13 protein-coding genes are annotated in these 16,514 nt (G+C 43.9%); 9 read left to right on the plus strand and 4 right to left on the minus strand.

The window, feature by feature from the left end:
* Positions 1-16: 16 nt before the first annotated feature.
* The 3 genes from BI182_RS02185 to BI182_RS02195 all read right to left on the minus strand — a co-directional run bounded on the left by BI182_RS02185 (position 17) and on the right by BI182_RS02195 (position 3,538).
* Positions 17-2,170, minus strand: coding sequence for an HD domain-containing phosphohydrolase (locus BI182_RS02185; protein ID WP_228883070.1), 2,154 nt, complete (start codon positions 2,168-2,170; stop codon positions 17-19).
* 200 nt (positions 2,171-2,370) lie between these two features.
* Positions 2,371-2,640, minus strand: coding sequence for a zinc ribbon domain-containing protein (locus BI182_RS02190; RefSeq protein ID WP_242871631.1), 270 nt, complete (start codon positions 2,638-2,640; stop codon positions 2,371-2,373).
* A 247-nt stretch (positions 2,641-2,887) separates the two neighbouring features.
* Positions 2,888-3,538, minus strand: coding sequence for a TetR/AcrR family transcriptional regulator (locus tag BI182_RS02195; RefSeq protein WP_070372335.1), 651 nt, complete (start codon positions 3,536-3,538; stop codon positions 2,888-2,890).
* A 264-nt stretch (positions 3,539-3,802) separates the two neighbouring features.
* Here BI182_RS02195 and BI182_RS02200 point away from each other — a divergent pair, with 264 nt between their 5' ends.
* From BI182_RS02200 to BI182_RS02215, 4 genes are all read left to right on the plus strand, one after another.
* The gene (locus BI182_RS02200; protein ID WP_263992461.1) at positions 3,803-4,336 is read left to right on the plus strand and encodes a flavodoxin family protein; all 534 of its coding nucleotides are present in this window, start codon (positions 3,803-3,805) and stop codon (positions 4,334-4,336) included.
* A complete protein-coding gene (locus BI182_RS02205) occupies positions 4,333-5,034 on the plus strand; it encodes a hypothetical protein (protein WP_286805205.1) in 702 nt (233 codons plus the stop codon). Before BI182_RS02200 ends, BI182_RS02205 begins: the two co-directional genes overlap by 4 nt.
* An 87-nt stretch (positions 5,035-5,121) precedes the next feature.
* Positions 5,122-6,159: a DUF4349 domain-containing protein gene (locus BI182_RS02210; RefSeq protein ID WP_286805206.1), complete on the plus strand. Its 1,038-nt coding sequence runs from the start codon at positions 5,122-5,124 to the stop codon at positions 6,157-6,159.
* 12 nt (positions 6,160-6,171) lie between these two features.
* The gene (locus BI182_RS02215) at positions 6,172-6,579 is read left to right on the plus strand and encodes a zinc ribbon domain-containing protein (RefSeq protein WP_175440960.1); all 408 of its coding nucleotides are present in this window, start codon (positions 6,172-6,174) and stop codon (positions 6,577-6,579) included.
* Between the two features lie 62 nt (positions 6,580-6,641).
* On the opposite strand, the gene BI182_RS02220 is transcribed toward BI182_RS02215, so the two are convergent.
* Positions 6,642-8,729, minus strand: coding sequence for a carbohydrate-binding domain-containing protein (locus tag BI182_RS02220; protein WP_286805207.1), 2,088 nt, complete (start codon positions 8,727-8,729; stop codon positions 6,642-6,644).
* 428 nt (positions 8,730-9,157) lie between these two features.
* On the opposite strand from BI182_RS02220, the gene BI182_RS02225 reads away from it, so the two are divergent.
* The 5 genes from BI182_RS02225 to trsM form a co-directional block, all read left to right on the plus strand.
* The gene (locus BI182_RS02225; RefSeq protein ID WP_070372330.1) at positions 9,158-10,180 is read left to right on the plus strand and encodes a molybdopterin-binding protein; all 1,023 of its coding nucleotides are present in this window, start codon (positions 9,158-9,160) and stop codon (positions 10,178-10,180) included.
* Between the two features lie 51 nt (positions 10,181-10,231).
* Positions 10,232-12,958, plus strand: coding sequence for a molybdopterin-dependent aldehyde oxidoreductase (locus tag BI182_RS02230; RefSeq protein WP_228883078.1), 2,727 nt, complete (start codon positions 10,232-10,234; stop codon positions 12,956-12,958).
* Positions 12,959-13,389: 431 nt separating this feature from the next.
* Positions 13,390-15,738 (plus strand): pyridine nucleotide-disulfide oxidoreductase/dicluster-binding protein, encoded by a 2,349-nt coding sequence (locus BI182_RS02235; RefSeq protein ID WP_286805211.1) that lies wholly within the window; start codon positions 13,390-13,392, stop codon positions 15,736-15,738.
* A gap of 1 nt (position 15,739) precedes the next feature.
* Complete coding sequence (locus tag BI182_RS02240; protein WP_070372327.1) at positions 15,740-15,946, plus strand: DVU_1557 family redox protein; 207 nt, start codon at positions 15,740-15,742, stop codon at positions 15,944-15,946.
* The coding region (gene trsM, locus BI182_RS02245) for a DVU_1556 family methyltransferase (RefSeq protein WP_286805214.1) at positions 15,947-16,514 on the plus strand (568 nt) is incomplete at its 3' end.

Below are 16,514 nucleotides of genomic sequence, written 5' to 3' on the forward strand. Positions count from 1 at the left end.
ATGGATGGCCGGTTTTTTATAGGCAATAATTATTTTCAGCCAAGACGCTTAAAAAAATATCGGCTATCGCGGGATCGAACTGGGTGGATTTACCGGCAACTATTTCGCGAATTGCAGCTTCCGTCGTTAGGGGTTCCTTGTAAGGTCGGCCATAGGTCATGGCGTCAAAGGCGTCAGCAATGGCAATAATACGTGCTGGCAAAGGTATCTGTTCTGCGCTTAAGCCTTTGGGATAGCCGGTACCATCATACCGTTCGTGGTGAACAAGAATGATATTAGCTAATGGAGCATAGTCGTTGAGAGAGCTTAAAATACTGAAACTGATTTCCGGGTGGCGGCGGATTTCCAGCCACTCAAAATCATTGAGCTCACCTGTTTTATCGAGAATTTCATTGCCAATGGCAATTTTTCCGATATCGTGCAAGGCTCCGGCGGTTTTTAATTCATTGATTTCTTCTTTGTTCATGCCCATGGCTGCGCCGATGAGACCACTGATATTACTGACGCGTTCGGAGTGTTGCTGTTCACGGGGCAGTTTTTCATAAAGGGTTTTCATGATAAACTGAATGGCTTCGTTTCGAGTGCTGTTGCGTTCGGAAATTTTGTACTGATACATTTTATTTTCGGCCGCCTTAAAAACTTCGGTGATTTCTTCGTCTGCCGTGGTTTTTACAGCCCAGCCGCTGGAAATTGAGATCTGTCCAGCTTCCAGGTGTTCATGGCTGAGTGCGGTATTGATCCGCTTGGCCAGCTCCTTGGCTTCCTGGATTTCGGTCTGGGGGAGCAGGATTACAAACTCATCGCCGCCGATCCGGGCGATGATATCATCGCTTCGGCTGATTGTCTGCATGGTCTGAGCAACCTTTTTTAATAACCGGTCACCGGCCATGTGTCCGAAGGCATCATTTGTGAGCTTTAACCCATTAACGTCAAAAATAAGCAGGGATAAAGGCAGGTTTCTGGGGGTGTTTAATCGTTTCAGTTCTTCATCAAAATAACGACGATTGTATAAGCCAGTGAGGTGGTCGTGAAAACTCAGGTATTCAATTTTTTCCTGTTTTTCTTTTTTGTCGGTAAAATCTCGAAAAACAATGACAACACCAGTAATTTGTCCGTCCTGATCTTTAATTGGCGCAGCACTGTCTTCGATGGGGATTTCCCGGCCATCCTTTGAAAGCAATAAGGTGTGATTGTTCAGTTCGATGATTAGCCCTTCTTCCAGCACTCTACGGGCCGGATTTTCGCAGCTTTCCCGGGTATATTCGTTGACCAGCTTGAGGACTTGGTCTAAAGGGAGGCCATAGGCCTCCTGTTGATTCCATCCGGTCAGATTTTCGGCGACCTTATTGAGGAGCGTGACACAGCCCCGGGAATCGGTTGAAATAACACCATCACCGATGGATAACAGGGTGGTTTGTAAACGCTCTTTTTCGATAAACAGCGATTTTTCCATCCGCTTGCGTCGGCTGATATCATGAATGCTGACCACAAATCGGGGGGACTCGTTATCGTTGATATAAAAAATTTCGGCTAAAAACCACCGTTTATCAGTAGGTACCGGAGATTTATATTCAAATTCCTGTTTTTGGCCAGTATCGTGGGCGGCTTTAAAAACCACAATTATCTCTTCGCTTAAATCTTTGGAAAAAATGCTGGTAATATGGCTACCGATGATATTTTTTTTGGGAACAAAAAGGGTTGTTTCATCTTGTACGATCACATTGGTAAAATGGTAGTCCGTGCTGATTTCAAAAACAATATCATGAAGCGTCGTCAGTAGCAGGTTTCGTTCAGCTAAATCCCGTTTTTCTCGGGTGATGTCATTAAACAACGTTATAAAGTAATTCGTTTCGGGAGAATAGACTTGCACCCGGTACCAGCGGTTAAGTGGCGAAGAGTATTGCTCGATTTCGGCCGTTGTATGATTAAGTGCAATCTCACCATAAAAACGAATCCAGTCAAACCCGGAATCCCTGATTTCAGGGATAACAGCAGTCACGGTTTTGCCGATAATTTCTGCACCGATCAGTCCGGTTGCTGCTTCAAAGGCTCGATTGACTTCGATAAACTCGTAATCCACAGGAGTTCCTTGGGTATCACAAATAATTCGATGATATGCATAACCAACATGCAGATTTTTGATAATTCCATGATAAAAATCATTTGTCATAATCCCTGACCTCCTTTTAAAAATATGAATTTTGAAATTTGACGATTTGAGACGATGTCCGAGTCAAAAAATAAAAACGGATTGATATCACTATTATGCATAATTTTAATAGAGAATACAATAATTTATTAATAAAACAAGCGCAATTGCCAACAAAAAATTAATTCAATCATATCCTTTGGCAGATTGTTTAAAATGACTTAGTGAGTCTTCCATCTTTTTAAGGTCGGGAAAAAGTCTTCCATTTCTTTTCGGGCCTGAGCCTCATCAATTCCGGGCTTTTCTTTGAGAAGATAGGGTATACTCACTTCGATCATGCGTTCCTTGGAAATATTCGTTGTAAATTCGCCGTTTTTATAACAATCATCGCAATAGTCACAGCTTTTAGTGCCGTTTTTTTCAGTTCCATAGAGTTCATTCGTTTGGCCCATGGGCTTTCCGCAGCTTTGACACAGTTTTTCATTCATCATTTTAATCTCCTGTTCTTTTTTTAATTTTTAACAACGCAATCAATAATAGTTATTAAAAGAGACTTGCATGGCGATTGGCCGATGTACTTATGATGCTATTATACCCGCAGTTTCAGGATCAAAACAAGCAAATGCCACGGCCATCAAAAGGCTCTCACCCTCTGCGAGATACGGCTTAGAACGAATAAAAAAGAATGTTTCACCCTGATTTTAAGGATAGTGAGACATTCTTTTAAATACTAACGATTTATTTGGAAAGAAACTGAATTTGGCGGCAATCAATGGTTTTGGCAATATGAATTCCTTTATAAAGAAGGGTGGTAACAGCATGTTGATCAATGCCCAGTAATCGGGGAAGGATGCCATTTAGTAAAAAGACCAGCTCATCGATGGAATCATTAAGTGGTTTTTGAAAATAATTCAGAAAATACTCCCGGCGTCCGCCAAAATCGATGAATAGGAAGTTATCAAATTCGCGTTCGCTGACGACCAAATTGTATTCCTGGATATAGCCGCGATAAGTATTGCGGATAAAATCTCCGGCAATTCGATAGTTGGATGCTTTTTTCAGAATTTCAAAGTAAAAACGACGATTATTTTCATTGTTGAGGATCAGATCAAAATAGATATAACTCAATGTAGCGTGATGAAGAATTGAATTTTCCAGCCCATCAATGGACAGTGCACCCAGACACTGATCAATTTGCTGATAAAAATCCGAATATATTTCGTGAACAATATTATCTTTTGTTTTAAAGTAATAAGTAAAAAGACCAATGGGCGTATCAGCTGCCGTTACGATGTCTTTAATTTTGGTGTTTTCATAACCATATTCATAAAAGCATTTTTTTGAAATTTCATAAAGATGGTTTCTTGTCTGGATGCCTTTTTCGTACATTATTTACTCCTTGACTTTTATAATTGATGCTATTTCTATCCTATCATATTTCAACTAAGATTTAAATCATAAAAATTATAATGGATATTAATTTTATGATTTTTCTTTTGAAAAAGATGTCGAAATAGTTGATGTTTGTTGCGAGGTTTCAATTGGACCTGTTGACAAGATGAATAATATGTAATATATTACCTTTTATAAGAGGCTTTATTTATGTTAAGCGAGCTAGAGAGAGGCTAGATATTAATGAGAAGAGAGGAAAATATGATTACCATACTATCAGACTACACCAGACAGGAAGCTGGGGAAAGGCTTGAGCAAAAGTTGCGGGAGCGAAAAATTGAAACGGAATTGATTGCCATAGCGGATTTACACGTTGATCCGTGTTATAGTTGTGGTGGCTGTACCAACAAAACCTATGGGCAGTGCATCCATCGGGATGATGCCGACATTATTTTACCCAAATTGATGAGAACTGATGTGCTTGTAATGGTCACTCCGGTTAAATGGGGGAGCTATTCATTTAAAATGAAACGCATTTTTGATAAATGTGCTGTTATTGGTGATCGCCACTATTACTGTAAAAACGGCGAACTGGTCAAAGGAAAAATTGGACGGGTTCATACCTTTTTAGCCATCGGTGTGAAGGCGCAATGGGTCGATGCGGAAAAAAGAGCCTTTAAAAATCTGGTTGAGGAAAATATCAAGATTATGAATATCCGGGGCAGAGCGTATTTGGCGGATGACAGTAATCTCAGTGATTGCCTTGAAACGGTTGCGGAGGGGTTAAGTAAATGAAAAAAGCAGTAATAATAAATTTAAGCCCCCGAAAAGTTGGGACTAGCATGATGCTGGCCAATCATTGCAGGGAATTCTTGTTATCCCGGGATTATCTGGTTAAAATCACTCATTTATATCCCAACTTAAAGGATCTTAGTCCGGTACACGCGGCCATTAATGAGGCCGAGTCAATCATTATGATCGGCCCCTGCTACATCAATACTTATCCAGCCGATACGGTGTACTTATTGGAAGAACTTGAAAAAAACCAGAATAACCTTCATGGACAATGTCTCTATGCAGTTATTCAGGGTGGGATGCCTTATGTTCATACGCATGAATCGGGGTTAAAAATGTTGGAACTGTTTGCCAGGGAGAATGGTCTCCGTTATAACGGTGGATTTGTAATTGGAATGGGAGCGATGCTTAATGGCCAGTCTTTAAGCAAGCTCTTGAATGGAAAAAGGGCTGAAAAAATGTTTGGCCGTTTTCTGGAAAATGTGGCAAGGCAGGAGAAGTCGCCAGCGGCACTCTATCACGAAGCCCAGTTAAAAATGCCTGGATTGATTTACTGTATAATGGCAAAAATCATGAATCGCAAAATTGAAAAAGAGCGAAGGGAAAAGCAGGGCGATCAGAAAAAAAGTCCTTATGAAAATCATGGACTCGATTTGCGGCATAACGGAAAAGATCGGACAATTGACTGTAAAAGATAAAAAAATATTTTGATGCATTTTCAATAAAAACAAGGGTAAAAAATAAAAAAGGATATTGATCTAAAAAAATATTTAGGAGGTGGGTTCATGGATCAGAAAAAAACGACTCAACGGCTGGCGGCTAAAAAAGAATCATTAGCTGATTTTAGGGGAGTAATCCCCAGGTTATTAAAAGCAAAGAAAAACTGGTTTTGGGGTATGGTTGTTATTTTATCCTGTCTGGTAATGGTTGTCGCCGGGGGATGTTTTAGTGGAGCAAATCAGGACAATAGTAAAGCCGGGTCTGATGAATCCATGGTTTCGGATCAGGTGACTGGTGAAACAGCTGATGCGGTGCCACTTCCGGAGGCAACCGCTAATGCCAGTACCCCTTTTGATACATCCAAAATTATTTATTACGGAAACATCAGTCTGAATACGGATAATTATCAAGATACCTTTGAAAAAATCAGCAGTTATGCTGTGGAACTTGGCGGATTCGTCCAGGATTCCGGATCAAATTACGCTTCAGAACAGGCTGGTGTCCAGAATAACTCAGGCTTTTTGACCATCCGGGTACCATCGTCGAAATTTTCCGAAGCCATGACCCAGATCCAGACCTGGGGCAGTCCCATCAGTGCCAATGTCAGCAGCACCAATATCTCGCAGCAGTATGCAGATGTCCAGGCGCAGCTGAACAACCTGAAAATTGAAGAGGGCCGGTTGTTGGAATATTTAAAACAGGCAACAAATGTCACTGATATGCTGGCTATCGAAAGTGAATTAAACCGGGTTCGAACAGAAATTGACAGTCTGACGACGACCATTAAAAACTGGGATACCGAAATGGCCTATTCCACGATATATATTTCGTTGTATGAAAAAAGGTTGTCCGCTACTTCGGTTAATTCGCCATTTTCAGAAATATTTACAAAAATTGGTGAAGGGTTTGTGACGTCAATCAATTTGATTCTCTACATTGTGGCGTTTCTAATCGTATTAATATTTAGACTGATACCATTTGCTGCCATTGCCGGATTAGGGTTCTTTATATTCTGGAGAATCAGAAAGAAAATTAAAGGTAAAAAAGCTTCACAGCCAGCTCAGGCTAAAGCTGAAGACGATAAAACGGAAACCAAAAACTAAGGAGGTATGACAATGTTTTGCGAAAACTGTGGCAAACAAATTCCTGATGATGCGGCGTTTTGTACCCATTGCGGGGCAAAGCAGTTAGGAAAATCGGCTTCATCCCAAAGCGTCAGTAGTACGCAATCGCCGCAACCGACCAGAGCCAGTGCACCGACACCATCAGTACAGAAAAATGAGGCAACAGATCTGATTACAATGGGGCAGTATTTAATCATGTTTTTGATTACGGCGATTCCCATTGCCGGGATTGTGATGCTTTTTATTTGGGGGTTTGGCAGTGAAACGGGCCCCAACAAAAAGAATTTTGCCCGGGCGTATCTGGTGATGATGGCCATTGCAGTTGGTGCAGCAATTCTTATCAGCATTGTAATGGGAGCGATTATGGCGTTTGTTGTGAGTACCATGTATTATTATTAGATTAGAATAAAAAAAGATACCAGGAAACTGGCATCTTTTTAGGGATAAATTAAGCAGAAAGTTTAAACGGCTGTCTCTGTTGGCGGTGTCATCGGTGTGGTTCCCGGATCGGGTCTGTTTCCGCCGTCTGGTCGTGTACCGCCGGGACCTCCGGTGTTGGTATTCCCATTACTGGTAACCATGGCGGTTTGCTCGATCGAAACGGTTTGGCCACCGGCAGTCAAGGTGTAGGTTGATCCGACACTCATCTCAGGGGTGCTGATCACTACCGACTGATAGGATTTTTCGGGAGTGTAAGAAACCAGCACCTTGCTACTGGAATCTTTTAAACTGACCTCTGTACCGGCTGCGGCTTTTGCGGTGAGATTATAAAGAATTGACGCTTGGGTAGAGGTGTTCGAAAAGCTCTGGGCCATCCCTGAGCTACCGGCAATCACGATGGTGCCGCCACTGACATCAGCTGTGCCGTCGTAATCCAAAGCGCCTTCACCGTCGCTGGTGGGGCCGCTGACAAAGATGGTGCCGCCGGACACGTAAAGGTTTCCGTTGGAGTCAATGCCATCACCCGTCGTATTGAGTTTGATGGTGCCGCCAGCAATGGCGATATAGGCATTGGTATCTGCGGCCATCATTCCACCGCCGCCAGGTGTTTGACCACCACCGGGTATCTGTGCGGTTTCGGTTGTTTCGGTCGTTGCATTATCGGTGGATGTTTCGCTAGCAGCGTTTAAACCGTCGTCAGTGGCGGTAACGTCGATGTCGCCGCCCTCAATGACAATGGCAGTGCCTTCGATCCCTTCGGTGCAGTTGCTGATCTTAAAGGTACCACCGGCAATATAGACATAACCTTTGGTGGTGTCACTGTCGTGTTTTGAGGTGAGGCCTTTGCCATCTGAGGATGAGATGTTAAAGACGCCATCTTTTATTTTTAAGGCATCCTTACCGTTTAATGCAGCTTTTACCGAGGAAATATTAAAGGTACCGCCGGTTATGATCAGATCATCCTTGGAGACAATCCCATGTTTATAATTGGCAGTAATGTTCAAGGTACCGGTTCCATTAATTGCTAAATCGGCTTTGCTGAATATAACCGCATCAACGGTGTTGTCATCGGTCTGGATATAGTCGCTGCCATCTGTCAGGGTATTGGTGGTACCCTCAGCCAGGGTGATAAAGACCTTGTCGGCACTCTTTAAATAAATCGGGGCACTGTTGCTGTTGTGGATGGTGACGCCGTTTAAGACTAGTTGAACCTTTTCGGTATCGGTCGTTTCGACCCGAATCTGGCCTTCGGTAAGATTTCCGCTCACGACATAGGTGCCTTCGGCGGTGATTGTGAGAATCCCATTTTCAGCTGTGGCACCGGCACCAGTTAGCTCGATGTCAGTGCCGTTAAAAACTGCGTGGGTAGCCAAACTTTCGTCATAACTGGCGTTTTGCTCACGATTTGAGAATTCTTTATCGATGACAATGGTTGAAGTTGGGGAGACAATGGCCGATCCGGGGCTGGTCGGTTCGACAGTCGCATTGTCATTGCTGCTTTCGTCATCAGAATCAGCGTTGTTCGAATCACTGTTGTCTGCATTAGTTTGGATAATCTGTACTTCCAGCGCTTCCAGCCGTCGACTCAAACCGGTCGTTCCCAATTCGGCACCGTCAGCAACCCATTCGGTGTCGCCCTGATCCTGAATATGACCGCAGTACTGAACCGAATATCCGGACAAGGCATTGCCGTCATCATCAACCAGGCGAATTCGGATCGCTTCGATGCGTTGGCTTTTATCTCTAGTTCCGGCAAACGCACCGTCAGATACCCAGTCCATCCAGCCTTCGTTTTGAACATGGACCTGATATTGAATGTGGGCATTTTCTGGAACAGTTCCGGTTAATTCAATCCAGAAGCCCTCCAGACGCAGCCCTTGGCCTTCGGTTCCCAATTCGGTAGGGCCCTGAATCCAGGCGTTGTCCAGGGGATAGTCACCGGTATTTTGAATATGGCCACGATAGGCCACGCCCATATTTGAAGCGACCGTTGTCAGCGTTGAGATATTGGTATCAGTTGTTTGGTCGGATGCCGCAAAAACGCTACCTGAAAAGGCCATTGACATCACGGTGAGTGCCGATAGTACCCTGATTGTTGTATTTTTCATAATATTCCTCCATTATCAATAGCTAGAATCGGATAGACCCTGCCAAATCATACTTATTTCATTAAGGATAATTGCCTTAGGTGTTTTTTAAGTGAACATACCGTGAGAAATGGATGAAATAAGTTAAGATCTGATTGGCAGGAATAAGCATTCGTTAAAAATTGAACACTTATAAATGAGAATAGCCTGACAATGTTAGGTAAAACGATGAAAATTTGATATAGAATGATTAAAATGCGAACATATGTATAAAAAATGAACGTTAATAAAATGATTAATGCTCAAAAAAAATACTATTCATCGAGATCGTGTTCTAAAAAGCCCTTAAAACAGGCTTTTTTTATTTTGGCACGTTTATTGCTATATATTACAACCATCATAAGTAGCTCAGTGAAAATGATACAGACCAAGCTAATGGAGGAAACAATATGAAGGTAGTACCTGTTCGTGAATCAGTGGGTATGTTCCTGGCACATGATATGACCCAGATCATCCCTGGGGAGTTTAAAGGAGCAGCATTCAAGAAGGGGCATATTGTGCAGGAAGAAGACATTCCCCGATTGTTGAACATGGGAAAAGAACACATTGCCATTATTGAATTCAATGATGGAACCATCCACGAAGATGATGCGGCATTGCGACTTGGGAAAGCGGCAGCAGGAATCGGCGTTGAATATGTCGGGACTTCTGAAGGAAAAGTAACAATGACGGCGACGCAATCCGGTTTGCTTAAAATTAATGTACCTGTTCTTCAGGAAATCAACGAATTGGGTGAAATGATGATGGCCACCCTGCATACCGATACCATGGTAACCAAAGGGACGCTGGTCGGATCGACCCGGATCATCCCGCTATCGATTGAAAATGAAAAATTGATCAAAATGGAAGAATTGTGTGCAAAAAGTAAACCGATTGTCGAAGTGCTGCCACTAAAAAAATTCAAGGTCGGGGTGGTTACCACCGGCAATGAGATTTTTTATGGCCGGATTGAAGACAAGTTTGGCGATGTGATCAGAGAAAAATTTGCAGAACTTGATTCGGAAGTTTTTAAACAGGTTTTTTCCAGGGACGATTCGGACATGATTGCCCAGTGTATTCTGGGATTAATCGAAGAAGGAGCTGATATTGTCACGGTAACCGGAGGCATGTCGGTGGATCCCGATGATGTCACCCCGGATGGGATCAGAAAAACCGGAGCCGAATTTGTCTCCTATGGGGCCCCGACCTTACCGGGTGCGATGTTCTTACTTTCATATCTGGGAGAGATTCCGGTTTTAGGTTTACCCGGTTGCATTATGTACAGCCACCGTACGGTTTTTGATTTGGTGGTACCAAAGTTGATGGTCGGCGAAAAATTAACCCCCAAAGACATATCAAAATTGGGACACGGCGGATTATGTTCCACTTGTCCGGACTGTCATTATCCCAATTGTGGATTTGGTAAGGGCTGATTTTAGCATCCATATATAGGTTTAGTTTTTATAATTTAAGGAGGATTTCACGTGGAAAAAAAGACATTGTTCATTAACGGGATTCAAAGGACGGTCATTGTTGATCCGGAAACAACCCTGGCAAATTTAATCAGAAAACAACAGGGCTTAACCGGAACAAAGGTTGGCTGCGGCAAAGCGGAATGCGGTGCCTGTTCAGTTATTTTAAATGGCAAGGTGGTAAGGTCTTGCGTAACCAAGATGAAAAAAGTTGACGATGAGTCTGAAATCATCACCATCGAAGGCGTTGGAACCCACGATAACCTGCATCCATTGCAGTTGGCATGGATGGTTAATGGCGCGGCTCAGTGTGGTTTCTGTACACCTGGCTTTATCGTGTCAGCTAAAGCGTTATTAGAAGAAAACGCCAGCCCAACCCGAGAAGAAGTCAGAGCGTGGTTCCAGAAACATCGAAATGTTTGTCGTTGTACCGGCTATATCCCCATCGTTGATGCGGTTATGGATGCTGCTAAATTGATGCGTGGTGAAATCACCAAAGAAGATCTGTGGTTCCAGTTAAAAGAAGGTGCTTCCATCATGGGTTCAACCATGGCTCGTCCTTCAGCACTGGCAAAAGTTACCGGTACCTGGGACTTTGGTGCCGATTTAGGCTTAAAACTGCCTGAAAACACCTTACACATCAAATTGGTTCAGGCTCAGGTTTCCCATGCTAACATTATTTCTGTTGATACCTCAGAAGCAGAAAAAATGGAAGGTGTCTTCAAAGTTATCACCGCTAAAGATGTGCCCGGAACCAACCGCATTAACGGTTTGGCCTTCCCACAGAACTTAGGCGATGGGCTGGAACGACCAATCTTAAATGACAAGAAAATCTTCCAGTTTGGCGATGCCATTGCTATGGTATTGGCCGATACACCCGAACAGGCTGAAGCAGCAGCCGCCAAAGTAGTGGTCGAAATTGAAGAATTACTGCCTTACATGAGTGCACCCGCTGCTATGGCTGAAGATGCCATTGAAATTCATCCGGGTACACCAAACATTTATTTTACAACTAATGTTGTCAAGGGTGATGAAACAGCTCCATTAATGGAAAAACTACCAAATGTTATTGAAGATGACTTCTATGTTGGCCGTCAACCCCATTTACCACTCGAGCCAGACGTCGGATTTGCCTACTTTGATGAAGAAGATAACCTGATGGTTCATTCTAAGAGTATCGCTCTCCACTTTCACCAGTTAATGACTGCTGAAGCCATTGGCGTTGATCCGACTAAATACTTCATCGTTCAGAACCCGACAGGGGGAACATTTGGTTATAAATTCAGCCCCACCATCGAAGGTTTATTGGGTGTAGCCGCTCTGGTTACCAAACGACCGGTATACCTGGAATTTAATATGTACCAACAAATCACCTACACCGGAAAACGTTCACCATTCTTTATGAATGTAAAAATGGGTGCCGACGAAAATGGTATCTTAAAAGCAATGGAAACTGATTGGTCTGTCGATCATGGTCCCTACTGTGAATTTGGCGATCTGGTAACCACCCGTGGTTCGCAGTTTATTGGTGCTGGTTACAATATTCCTAATATCCGTGGTGAAGGCCGAACTGTTGCCACCAACCATGCCTGGGGTTCCGCGTTCAGAGGCTACGGCTCACCACAGAGTTTATTTGCTTCTGAAACTCTGATTGATATGCTGGCATATCAAATGGGCGAAGATCCACTGGAACTCCGTTATAAGAATGTCTACCGAGAAGGCGACACAACACCAAATGGTTGTGAACCAGATGTTATTGCTTTACCACAGGCAATTGACACCATCCGACCAATTTATCAGGCAGCAAAAGCCAAAGCAGAAGCATTAAATGCTGAAGGCGGAGACATTAAACATGGTGTTGGGATCTCATTAAATATTTACGGTTGTGGTCTTGACGGCCCAGACTCCTCAGAAATGTGGATTGAATTAACCAAAGACGGTGTTATTGTCGGCGATTCATGGGAAGACCATGGCCAGGGTGCTGATATGGGTACATTGACCTTTGCTCACGAAACATTAAGACCGTTAGGAATCAAACCAGAACAAATCAAACTGGTTATGAATAACATGAAGCTGACACCAAACAGTGGACCAGCTGGCGGAAGTCGTTCCAATGTTATGACTGGTAATGCCATCAAAGTCGGTTGTGAAAACTTACTGGCCGCTATGAAAAAGGCCGATGGTACTTATAGAACCTATGATGAAATGGTCGCCGAAGGCTTGCCATTACGTTATGAAGGCGTTTGGACCGCACCATGTACAGCACCATCAGTTGAAACCAGCCAGGGAAATCCATTCCCAGTTTATATGTATGGGGTATTATTGTCAGAAGTATCGGTTGATACCACCACCGGTAAAACCCATGTGGATAAATTAACGCTGGTATCTGACTGTGGAACCATTACTAATAAAACAGTTCTCGAAGGACAGTTATGGGGCGGTTTAACCCAGGGGATCGGTTTAGCTTTAAGCGAAGACTTTGAAGATCTGAAAAAACACACAACCTTAACCGGTTGTGGTATTCCGCAAGTCAAGGATGTTCCCGACGAAATCGTTCTGATTCATCAGGAAACACCACGACCATTAGGACCATATGGCGCTGCAGGTTCTGGTGAAATGCCATTGTCAGCACCACATGCTTCCATCGCTAATGCGATTTTCAATGCCTGTGGCGTTCGTATCAAACATTTACCAGCTTATCCAGAAAAAGTACTTGAAGGTTTAGAAGCCTTAAAATAAGCAAGCCAAGTCTATCGGACTGTCAAAAAAGATAAACTAGGACCGACAATTGTTACATCATGTTGTACGCATCGGAGCGGACACGGCGTAGCCTGTCTGATTTTCGCGCAGGCAACGAGCCAATCACAAGCTTGCTTGTAGTTGGCGACTGCCCACGACCAATGCGAAAGGAGCAAAGCGAATTTCGCATGGCGCAGCGAACAACAGATTAACAATTGATCGGTACGGTAGTTATCGACAATCTCAGGAATTGAAAGCTTCTAAGCTTTCAATTCCTATTTTATATTTAAAAATATGTTAAAATAGACTTCGGTGTTTGTTTCTATGAATGAATTGTGTCACCAATTATTCATAGGAACAGACATCAAAGTGACTGATGTTTATTTGTCTGTGGTTGAGCGATTGTATTGAAGAGAGTTAGGAGAGCAACTATGAATTTGGATAAATTATTAGCAACCGGAGATCGGTGTATTCACAAGGAACCCCCAACCTGTACGGCAAATTGTCCGGTTCATCTGGAAATTATTGATTTTTTAGCAGAAATAGAACAAGGAAATTTCCAGAATGCCTATAAACTGATGGAAAAGAAAATGCCCTTTCACAAAATTCTTGGGCGAATCTGCGATCATCCCTGTGAAGCGCCCTGTGAACGGAGTAAAGCTGGCGGTTCGATCCGGATCTCTGATCTTGAAAAAGCGGTACTGGAGTATGGTACCTACAAGCCGAAGAAAGTCTGGCCGCTACCAAAGAATAAAGGCAAGGTGGCCGTCGTTGGTGGGGGATTAAGTGGTTTAACCGCCGCTGTGGATCTGGACAAAAAGGGTTATGTCGTAACAATCTATGAAAAAACCAATCGATTAGGGGGACGACTGTGGGATTTTGTGGGCGACTCCCTGAGCGAAGAAGTACTGCAACAAGAATTAAAGACGATTGCTGATAAAAAAATACCCATTCATTTTGAAACAATCGTCGATAAAAATAAATTAAGTGAATTGCTGGCTACCTATGATGCGGTTTATCTGGGAACCGCGGCCTGGGAAGAAGAAATTAAATGGAATCCGCTCACCTTCCAGGCGGATGAGTCGGCTCTGTTTGTTGGCGGGAGTCTCGTTAATCAAAGCGAATCGGTGATTTTCTCAGCCAGCTCGGGACGACGGGCGGCTATTTCCATCGAACGCTTTTTGTCAAAGGTATCCCTGACGGATTCCCGGGAACGAGAAGGGGCTTTTGAAACACCGTTGCACTTTGATATCTGCGGCAAAGAACCGTTAGCTCCGATTTTAAAATCAGCCGCCATTTATAGCCAGGATGAAGCCATGGCCGAGGCCAAACGCTGCGTCAAATGTCAGTGTCGCAAATGCATTGAGGGCTGTGTCCACCTGCGGAAATTCGAAATGTCCCCAGATGCCTATATCCGTCAGATCAATCACAGCGAACGGATTATTTTAGGCACGCACTATGCCAATAAGATGATTAATTCCTGCGCTGAATGCGGCCTCTGTAAGGAAGAATGTTTTCTCGATATCAGCATGAGTGATGTTATCCATGAAACCCGTGAAAGTATGGTGGAACGTGGTAAAATGCCAGCCTCGGCCCACGACTTTGCCTTGAAAGATATGGCTTTTTCCAACAGTTCCCGGTTTTCGCTGGTGCGCAAACAACCCAGCAAAGAGGAATCCAAAGATCTGTTTTATTATCCGCTGATTTCTTTTTCAGATTATGTCAAAGGCTTATACAAGGGAACCGGAAAAACCGCATATCTCTTCTATCCCGGCTGTCAGTTACCAGCCTCCTATCCGGATGATATTAAGAGTATCTATGAATACCTGGTTGGCCATGTGCAGGGCGATGTCGGTATTTATCTGGGCTGTTGCGGGGCACCGGCTGATTGGGGCGGACAAAAAGACCTGATGAACGAAAATATCCAAGCCATCAAAAAGGTTTGGGCAGAAATGGAACACCCCACCTTTATTCTGGCCTGTTCCAGCTGTATGCGGATTTTTGAAAAATATTTGCCGGAAATTAAAGTGGAATCACTCTGGGATATTTATGTCAGAGAAGGTTTGCCGAACAAAGATCACATTAAAACCCCCCAGACACTCAGTATTCATGATGCCTGTGGAACCCGGGAAAACAGTGACCTCCATGAGAGTGTCCGAAAAATTGTTGCCAAACTCGGTTATGGCATTGAAGAATTGGAATACACCAAAGAAAAAACAAAATGCTGCGGCTACGGCGGACTGGTTTATTACGCCAACCGGGAACAATCCAACGCTTTTGTTTCTGAACGCATCGGTGAAAGCGCGAATGATCTGCTGGTTTACTGTGCCATGTGCAAGGATCTATTTGTATCCGGCGGCAAACGCACCTACCATTTGCTGGATCTGATCTATCCCAAAGATGATGGCGAAGCGGCTACCCGCAAGATGCCAACCCTGTCAGAACGCCATCACAACCGCAGTCGGGTTAAGCAAATGCTGTTAAAAGAAATCTGGCGAGAGGAACCAGAGGAAACTATGATGGAAGACCAATTTAAGCTGATTATCCCCGATGATGTTAAACAGAAGATCGAAGACCGTTATATCTTATCAGAAGATATCCAGGCGGTGCTTAAAAATGCCGAAGAAAATAACGAACGTTTCTGCAATCCCGAAACCGGAGAATATCTGGCCAGGCTGCGACGTGACAACGTTACCTTTTGGGTGAAATACGAAAAAGAAGAAAATGACTATATCTTAAAAAGCGTCTACAGTCATCGCATGGAAATAGTGGAGGAATAAGATGAAACATGAGAGTACCGACCAAACAGCATGGCGTTGTGATAAATGCCAGCAGGAACTGGAATTAACCAAGGTCAAGGTAAAGTATATGGAAGGAAACTTTGAAGTGGATCTGCCCAAATGTCCCAGCTGTCACCAGGTATTCATTGATGAAGCGCTGGCGCTGGGCAAAATGAAGGAAGTCGAAGAAGGACTGGAGGATAAATAGGTGTCAGGGAACTGTGCCTATGAAAGTCCGGAAATGTCGGAACTTTTGGGTGGAACGCTGCGGCCGGGGGGCTTTGCTTTAACCGACAGGGGCGTGGCCGGTTGTCGCTGGAGTGCCGCTGATTTATTGCTGGATCTCGGCTGTGGAACGGGTGCGACCGTCAGTTATCTGGAACAGAAATATGGGCTGACAGTGGTGGGGCTTGATCCCTCCCAAAAACTGCTGGCAACAGCCCGGAAAAATAATCCGGATAAAGAATTTCTCCTCGGCAGCGGGGAAGCGATTCCCTGCCCGGACGAGAGCTTCCAGGGGGTGTTATCTGAGTGTACATTGTCGTTGATGACGGATCTTCCGGCAGCACTGGAGGAGGTCTATCGGGTGATGAAACCCCAAGGAATGTTTTTTATTACCGATGTCTATGCCAGAAATCCGGAAGCGCTTGAAGGGATCAAGACCCATCAGTTTACGAGCTGTATGCGGGGTTTATACGATTTAAACCAATTGCGGACGGATGTCACTGACGCCGGTTTTGAGATTGTCTTGCTGGAAGATCACAGTGAATTGCTCA

This window comes from Acetobacterium sp. MES1, assembly GCF_002237635.1.
GTDB classification, from domain to species: Bacteria; Bacillota; Clostridia; order Eubacteriales; family Eubacteriaceae; genus Acetobacterium; species Acetobacterium wieringae.

What these genes read in the sequence shown, in the direction of transcription:
- BI182_RS02185 (WP_228883070.1), bottom strand. Translation starts at nt 2,170, where the DNA reads ATGACAAATGATTTTTATCATGGAATTATCAAAAATCTGCATGTTGGT.
- BI182_RS02190 (WP_242871631.1), bottom strand. Translation starts at nt 2,640, where the DNA reads ATGATGAATGAAAAACTGTGTCAAAGCTGCGGAAAGCCCATGGGCCAA.
- BI182_RS02195 (WP_070372335.1), bottom strand. Translation starts at nt 3,538, where the DNA reads ATGTACGAAAAAGGCATCCAGACAAGAAACCATCTTTATGAAATTTCA.
- BI182_RS02200 (WP_263992461.1), top strand. Translation starts at nt 3,803, where the DNA reads ATGATTACCATACTATCAGACTACACCAGACAGGAAGCTGGGGAAAGG.
- BI182_RS02205 (WP_286805205.1), top strand. Translation starts at nt 4,333, where the DNA reads ATGAAAAAAGCAGTAATAATAAATTTAAGCCCCCGAAAAGTTGGGACT.
- BI182_RS02210 (WP_286805206.1), top strand. Translation starts at nt 5,122, where the DNA reads ATGGATCAGAAAAAAACGACTCAACGGCTGGCGGCTAAAAAAGAATCA.
- BI182_RS02215 (WP_175440960.1), top strand. Translation starts at nt 6,172, where the DNA reads ATGTTTTGCGAAAACTGTGGCAAACAAATTCCTGATGATGCGGCGTTT.
- BI182_RS02220 (WP_286805207.1), bottom strand. Translation starts at nt 8,729, where the DNA reads ATGAAAAATACAACAATCAGGGTACTATCGGCACTCACCGTGATGTCA.
- BI182_RS02225 (WP_070372330.1), top strand. Translation starts at nt 9,158, where the DNA reads ATGAAGGTAGTACCTGTTCGTGAATCAGTGGGTATGTTCCTGGCACAT.
- BI182_RS02235 (WP_286805211.1), top strand. Translation starts at nt 13,390, where the DNA reads ATGAATTTGGATAAATTATTAGCAACCGGAGATCGGTGTATTCACAAG.
- BI182_RS02240 (WP_070372327.1), top strand. Translation starts at nt 15,740, where the DNA reads ATGAAACATGAGAGTACCGACCAAACAGCATGGCGTTGTGATAAATGC.